The organism is Cereibacter johrii (genome assembly GCF_001720585.1).
Taxonomy (GTDB): Bacteria; Pseudomonadota; Alphaproteobacteria; order Rhodobacterales; family Rhodobacteraceae; genus Cereibacter_A; species Cereibacter_A johrii.
In genome coordinates this window covers 1-6,397 of the sequence record NZ_MABH01000069.1, presented here as the reverse complement: position 1 = coordinate 6,397, position 6,397 = coordinate 1, and the positions used below count along the sequence as shown (strand labels likewise).

General features: G+C 68.5%; 9 protein-coding genes and 1 pseudogene. 4 read left to right on the top strand and 6 right to left on the bottom strand.

Going from position 1 to position 6,397, the window contains the following annotated elements:
• Positions 1-264 precede the first annotated feature (264 nt).
• The 6 genes and pseudogenes from A9O63_RS05050 to A9O63_RS23060 form a co-directional block, all read right to left on the bottom strand.
• Complete coding sequence (locus tag A9O63_RS05050; protein ID WP_069330945.1) at positions 265-804, bottom strand: hypothetical protein; 540 nt, start codon at positions 802-804, stop codon at positions 265-267.
• A 126-nt stretch (positions 805-930) separates the two neighbouring features.
• Positions 931-1,509: pseudogene (locus A9O63_RS05045) on the bottom strand (hypothetical protein); the annotation flags it as partial.
• Between the two features lie 197 nt (positions 1,510-1,706).
• Positions 1,707-2,384: a DUF1376 domain-containing protein gene (locus A9O63_RS05040; protein ID WP_193384684.1), complete on the bottom strand. Its 678-nt coding sequence runs from the start codon at positions 2,382-2,384 to the stop codon at positions 1,707-1,709.
• Positions 2,385-2,390: 6 nt separating this feature from the next.
• Positions 2,391-2,942 carry a DUF1937 family protein gene (locus A9O63_RS05035; RefSeq protein WP_069330943.1) on the bottom strand — a complete coding sequence of 184 codons (552 nt, stop codon included), beginning with the start codon at positions 2,940-2,942 and terminating at the stop codon, positions 2,391-2,393.
• Entirely contained in the window at positions 2,939-3,211 is a 273-nt protein-coding gene (locus A9O63_RS05030) for a hypothetical protein (RefSeq protein WP_069330942.1), read from the bottom strand. The genes A9O63_RS05035 and A9O63_RS05030 overlap by 4 nt, the downstream gene beginning before the upstream one ends.
• Positions 3,208-3,420 carry a hypothetical protein gene (locus tag A9O63_RS23060; protein WP_002719110.1) on the bottom strand — a complete coding sequence of 71 codons (213 nt, stop codon included), beginning with the start codon at positions 3,418-3,420 and terminating at the stop codon, positions 3,208-3,210. The genes A9O63_RS05030 and A9O63_RS23060 overlap by 4 nt, the downstream gene beginning before the upstream one ends.
• A 580-nt stretch (positions 3,421-4,000) precedes the next feature.
• Between A9O63_RS23060 and A9O63_RS22630 the strand changes: the two genes are divergently transcribed.
• The 4 genes from A9O63_RS22630 to A9O63_RS05005 all read left to right on the top strand — a co-directional run.
• Complete coding sequence (locus tag A9O63_RS22630; RefSeq protein ID WP_141703042.1) at positions 4,001-4,222, top strand: hypothetical protein; 222 nt, start codon at positions 4,001-4,003, stop codon at positions 4,220-4,222.
• A 302-nt stretch (positions 4,223-4,524) separates the two neighbouring features.
• Positions 4,525-4,890 (top strand): hypothetical protein, encoded by a 366-nt coding sequence (locus A9O63_RS05015; RefSeq protein WP_069330940.1) that lies wholly within the window; start codon positions 4,525-4,527, stop codon positions 4,888-4,890.
• On the top strand, positions 4,890-5,285 hold the full coding sequence (locus A9O63_RS05010) for a DUF2312 domain-containing protein (RefSeq protein ID WP_084295623.1): 396 nt from the start codon (positions 4,890-4,892) through the stop codon (positions 5,283-5,285). Before A9O63_RS05015 ends, A9O63_RS05010 begins: the two co-directional genes overlap by 1 nt.
• A 122-nt stretch (positions 5,286-5,407) precedes the next feature.
• Positions 5,408-6,397: ParB/RepB/Spo0J family partition protein (locus A9O63_RS05005; RefSeq protein ID WP_167354608.1), on the top strand; the 990-nt coding region annotated here is incomplete at its 3' end.

Genomic DNA, 6,397 nt, shown 5'->3' with positions numbered 1-6,397 from the left:
TGGCATAGAAGGCCGCGCCCGCCTGCGCCGCGGCGCCTGCCTTAGCCCGAGCTTTGCGGCGCGTGCCTTCGCCTCGGCCTCGGCGGCATGGTCCGGGCAGTGCGCCTGACCGGCCGGCGCGAGCTCCTCGCAGCCGGGCGCGCAGCAGAGTTTGCGGATCACGGGGAGGCTCCAAAGCGAAGCGCCCGGAGAGCATCTGCTCGCCGGGCGCTTGTCTTCGATGATGGCAATCTGCCGAACCAATCGGGCCGCGTCAAGCGGGTGTCAGCTCCATGCCTCGTGGAGCGCCTGCAGGCCGCGCTGAAGGCGGTCGAGCTGACGGGCCTCGTGCCGGCTGTTGAGCCGCCCGGGCAGGCTGTGGAGCGACTGGTCGTCCAGAACGACATGCTGGATCACGGGCCGGGCGAAGGGCGGGACCAGCTCCCACATGCGGAAGAACTTGCGCCGCCGATCCACCCGCTCGGCCTCGGGATCATGGGTGCCGCTCGTGTCCACTTTCACGATGGCGGCCAGCGGATCACGGGCGGGCATGCCCGAGGCCGCCTCGAAGAGCTCGGCCGCGATGTTGGCCTGCTCCACCGAGAGCTTGCCCTGCCGGTGATAGCGCCCGACCCAGGTCTCGCGCCGCGTGCGGATCACCCTGTTCGGGTTGCTCTTCTTCCCGGTCTTCGGGTCGACCTCGGCCGCCTCTTCGATCCGCTTGCCCGCGATCTGCGCGGGCGTCAGCGGTCCCAGATCCCACGGCGCGAGCTTCAGGCTCACCAGCTTCGCCTTCATGGCCTTGCGGCCCTTCGCGCCCCTCATGCGGCACCCCTGTTTGTTCTTGTTGTTGTGTGCTCGCCGCACCGGCTCTGCCCGCCGCATGTCCACCGCGCCACCGATCATGCCGCCGCCTCCTTCTGCACCGCGCGCCGATCCAGCCGGGCGGCAGCCTTCCTCCCGAGCCCGATCATGCCGCGGCCCCTTCCTCACCAGCGCGCGGGCCTGCGCCCGGTCGCGGAGGTAGAGCTCGAGCCAGTCGCGATCCTCGCGGCTCGCGGTCTCCCGGTCGATCCGGTCGCGGATCAGCTCGCAGCGCCGGGCATTGTCCTGCGCCTGATCCCGGATCTCGCGCAGGTCCATCGCGAGCGGCGGGCGCGGGTGTTTGAGCAGCCAACGATAGAGCTCCACCAGATGCCCGCCGGCCTCCGCCTTCGGCCCCTCGACCGAGGCGAGCCAGCTCGAGACCAGCCGCCGCTCCGCCGGCGGCGGCTCCTCGATGGCGCGCGCGAACTGCCGGATCAGCACCTCGGAGGGCCAGACCCCATCGGCCGCGCTGTCGATCAGCACCTCGGCCAAGGTCATCAGGTTCTCCGCTCCCATGTAGCCCAGCTGCTCGCAGAGCCTGGCCATCGCCGCCTCATGCGCCGCGGCCGCCGTGCCGCGCCGCCTCACCATCCCGGCCTGCTCCAGCCGGTCCACCACCAGCGCCTTCCCCCGCGCCCGCTCCTCTGCCTTCGTCATGGCCATCCCTTTCTCAGCCAGCCACGCCTGCCGTCTCGCCACCGCCCGATCTTCTCACCCCTGCAGAAGGGATGTTTTGTCAGGTTCTGTTTTGTCGGGTCCGGTCCTGTCCTGTCCTGTGGGGCAATTACAGTTCCGGCCCTGAAAATTGCTGTAAATGACTGTAAGGATTGCAGTCGATTACAGTCGATTACAGCTGTAACTCATTGGACCTGCACGAGCTTGGGCCCGCCGCGCGTGGCCTCGAAGGCCGCGCGCACATTGTCCGTCGTAATGTAGAGATCCCGCTCGCCGAGCCAGTCCGCGATGGCGATCACCACGTCCGGGCTCTCGGCCGCGCGGGAGCATTTGATCTCGATGAGCTTCTTCTTCACCCGCGTCCGGGCCACGGCCTTCGAGCCTTCGGTCCGCGCCTGATCGCGCCCGCGCTTGCGGCGGTGCATGTCGCGGGCGATGCCCGCGATCATCACATGGCCGAGCCGGCGGTTGCCGGGCGCCTCCTCCTGGTTCGAGATATGGGTCTCGCGCCAGCCATAGAGCGCGCCCTCGCGCGCCGCGCGCCAGCTCTCGAGATCCGCGCCATAGCCCGCGAGGCGGGCGAGCTCGAGATCGTCGTCGGGCAACGTTCCGGCCGGGTCCTGCCGGAAGGCCTCGCACCAGAGGAGGAGCGCCGTGCCGATGTCGGCGCGCCGGTTCTCGGCCAGCGCGCGGGCGACGAAGCGGGAGGTGAGGAGGCGGTTGATGTGGAGGGGCACCCATTCGTGGCTCGAGAGCGTGTCGCCGAAGGCGAGGGGATATTCCCAGAAGTCGCCGAGGATCTCGGTCTCGGTCAGTCGGTCATGCGGCACGGGCACCTCCCGCGGCGCGTCGGAAGCGGTCACGCTTCGTCATGGCAGGCCTCCATAGATGAAGACGGGCACCTGGGCTGTGAGGGCGGATGCGACCTCGTGCCGGATGCCGGTGGATTGCGCCCAGCCGCGGATCTCGGGGACCACGACGGCGGCGCAGACGGAAAGGATGGGGCGGCACCAATCCTCCCAGAGGACGGGAGCGAACGGGTCGATCCGAAGCCGCGGGAACATGGTGGCGTGCAGCGCGGCGGCCGAGAGCACCACCGGCGAGATCGCGGTGACGCCGACCTCGAGGAGCCGCGCGACCTCACGCGCGGCGTCGGCCATCGCGGCCTCGGACTGATCCCGCGACCAGCCGCCGTCAGGGCCGATGGCGCGGAGCGTGTAGGGGCTCGCCAGATAGACCGGCCGCCCCCAGCGCGCATGCCGGGCGACGAGCGCCGGATCGGCATGCCAGCGCAGGAGCTCTGCCCGGCCCGCGGGATGGCGCCGCAGTGCGGCCCACCCGTTCGATCGAAAAGCGCCGGAGGCCGCAGCCCCCGGCGAAGTGGCCGCGTCCTGTACAGGCAAGGGCGCGGCGGCGGTCACAGAAGGCTCCCGAGGGCCGTGGCGAGGATCGCAGATCCGGCCAGGACGGACGGAACGAGCCACCAGCCGGAGGGCATTCGATAAGGACGGGGAGCGTTGCCCTGCCGGTAGGTTTCCTCCGCCTCCTCGCAAGAGGGGTCCTGCGGAAAGTGTTGGGAAAGTTTTCCGAGTCGCTTCCGGGCATGAGCCGCCCAGAAGTCCGCCACCGCACCGAGGTGGATGGCTGCGGTGATTTCGGCCACGAGGACCTTGCGCATGATCGTGATCATTCCTGTGCCTGTAGGGTTGTCGCCGCCTCTGCGGGGAAGTTCTGGTAGGCGAGGCCGACGACGAACCCGCTGGGGGAATGACTGCCGTCCCACCATTTGCGGGCCGTCGACCCGTCGACACCGAAGGTCATGGCCGCATGCTCGGGACTGTCGAAGTTCTCGCGCACGAAGCGAGACCAGCGCGCCGCGAAGAAGGCGCGATAGGTCATCGCCTCCCGCTTCGCGGAAGACTTTCCGGGGGACTTTCCTGACATGGTTGCTCCATCCTGAACCCGACCAGAGGCTTTCGATGACGAAGCGATTTGATGAAGTGCGAGGGGGGCGGCGGGATACATCATGCTGCCCCCATCTTTTTCGGGATGAAGTCATCCGCGGACAGCGCCACCCCCATGGCTTCTGCCATATCCATCAGTGGTCGGATGTGCTCGATGGGGATTCCCCCGCCGCGTCCGCCGTCCTCGCGCGAGCGCTTCCACTTCGCGACAGATACTCGGTGCATACCGAGTGTCCGCGCCACGTTGGACGGCCCGCCAAGCTTCTCGATTATGCTCGCTGCTGGTTCCATGCGGCGAACGTAGCCATATTGGCTACGGCTGACAAGAGTGCTGTGGCCGATAAAGCGACCGACAGGCGTAGCGGAACCGGATACAAGCCTAAGCCATGACGGAGAAGCGACCGAAACCGGCCAAGCAGAGTGGCTCGGACAATCAGTGGGTTCGGGAGGCAGTCGCTCACAGCGGGCTGTCGTACGGCCGCATTGCGGATGCGCTGACCGCACGAGGTCTAGGGATGACCTACGACAAGACCACGATCTACAAGATGACCAGGGACCGCCATGTCAGAAAAGACGAGGCGGAGGCCATCTCTGAGATCACGGGATATCCGTTGATTCCGGGAGATGAGGCGAGCGATCTGCATCGCCGCCTCCAGGAGCTCTCCCCAAAGAACCGTCGCATTGTCGAACAGTTGATTCACGCGCTTGAGCTTGAGCAAGGAGCATCTGATCAATAACGGCTGAAACGGCTTGGCGCGCCCTCGGCGTGAGCCCCATCAGCCCCTGCATCAGACGATCGATCTCCTCCCGATCATCTTCCATCTTGAGCTCCTTCCCGATCAGCCTGCGAAAACCGTGCTTTAGTGCAGCGGAGCGCTTTCGGGCAAGCTTCCGTGGCCATTTGGAACATAGGGCTGCCCACGATTCGGGATAACGCGCCTTGCTCCGCGCCAACCGTGGCTAATAGGGATACGATTTTTCGTTGCCAAGCGTAGCCGATAGGGCTACGTTCGGGGCATCGTAGCCAAAGGAGCCGCCAATGTCCTACAGGTCCTTTCCGGCACGCCGCGTAGCACTACGAGGCTTGCCGCTTTCTCCTCGCCAGCTCTCCACCATCCGCCATCGTGCCGAGTACGCGCCCACGCCCGAGATGCGCAAGGCCGCCAGCCGGCTGCTGACGGAACACGAGCTGGCCGTTGCCATGGGCCGCCCGTTGCACCGCGCCCGGCCGCGGCCCGCCTTCCGCACGAGCAGGCCGAGCCCGCTCGGGCCGAACCTCACCGGCTTCCTCGTGGGCGCGCTGGCGCTCCTGGGCTTCCTGTTTGTCGCGACGGTCCTGTGGGCGCACGTCACCGACGTGGCCGCGACCATGCGCCAGCAGGCCAGCGCGATGCGGGGCATGTGATGGAGGCCGCCCCGCAGCCCGCGCCGCGCTCCGGGCCCGTTCCGGTCGAGAGCCTCAATGCGGCCGATCTCGACCGCATGGCCGCCGCCATCGACAGCGGCCGGATCCGCAAGCCGCCGATGAAGGAGACGCCGGCCGACCGCGCCGTGGCCGAGGCCGCCTATCAGGTCGCGGCCGACGAGCTCCGCCAGTTCATCGAACGTTACGAGCAGCTCGAGGCGGAGAAGAAGGAGATCGGCGGTCAGCAGAAGGAGCTGATGGCCGAGGCGAAGGGCAGGGGCTACGCGCCGAAGATCCTCAGGATGATCGTGGCGCTCCGCAAGCGGACCCCGGACGACCTCGCTGAGGAGGAGACGCTCCTCGAGCTCTACAAGGCCGCGCTCGGCATGGCCTGACCCACCCCCGGCGCGGCGGGCGATCCGCGCAGCTTCCGTTCAACATGCCCGGCGCCTCCGCGGCCCGGGTCCTGTCCCGCGCTCCGGCGGGCCGGAGAAGATTTGCATGAAGGGCATCCCGCATGGCTAAGGACTTCATCTCCCGAGGCGATCTGCGCCTCATCCCGCTCGCCGAGCTCCGGCTCTCGCCCCTGAACAGCCGTCAGGAGATCGCGGCCGAGGAGGTCGAGGCCATGGCGGAGAGCCTCGCCGTGGCGGGGCTCCTGCAGAACCTGATCGGCCATCTGACGCCTCAGGGCGTCGAGATCGTGGGTGGCGGCACCCGGCTCCGCGCGCTGCAGCTCCTCGCGGCCGAGGGCTGGGGCAGGCATCCGGATCTCATTCCGATAGATCCGGTGCCGGTGAAGGTGACGGCCGACCTGCAGGAGGCGGTGGCCTGGGCGGGCACCGAGAACAGCGCCCGCTCGGCGTTGCACCCGGCCGACGAGGTCCGCGCCTATGCCGCGATGCGCGAGCGCGGCGCGAGCCTGTCGCGGATCGCCCGCAGTTTCGCGCGCTCCGAGGCCCACGTCGAGCGGCGCCTGAAGCTCGCGGACCTGCCGGCCGAGGCGCTGGCGGCGCTGCGCGCGAACGAGATCTCGCTCGAGATGGCGAAGGCGCTGACGCTCGCGCCCAGCGGCGAGCGCTGCCTCGAAGTTCTCACTTCGGTGCGGGGCCGCGACGTGCGGCCCGAGCAGGTGCGGCGCGAGTTGACACCCGGGACCGTGCCCTCGACCGACCGAAGGGCGGTCTTCGTGGGGCTCGAGGCCTATCTCGCCGCCGGTGGAACCTCTCAGCGCGATCTCTTCGCCGACCGGACGCTTCTGGAGGACGAGGCGCTCCTCGACCGGCTCTTCGCCGAAAAGGGGGCGGCCGAGGCCGAGCGGATCCGCGCGGAAGAGGGCTGGGAATGGGCGACGTGGGTGCCGGAGGAATATGTTTCCTGGACCGCGACGCAGAAGCTGACGCGGCTCTACGCGCGGCCGGGGAAGCTCTCGGAAGGAGAGGAAGCGGAGCTCGCGGCGCTCGAGGAGCGCGAAACCGAGGACGCCCTCGACGAGGCCGGCCGCGCG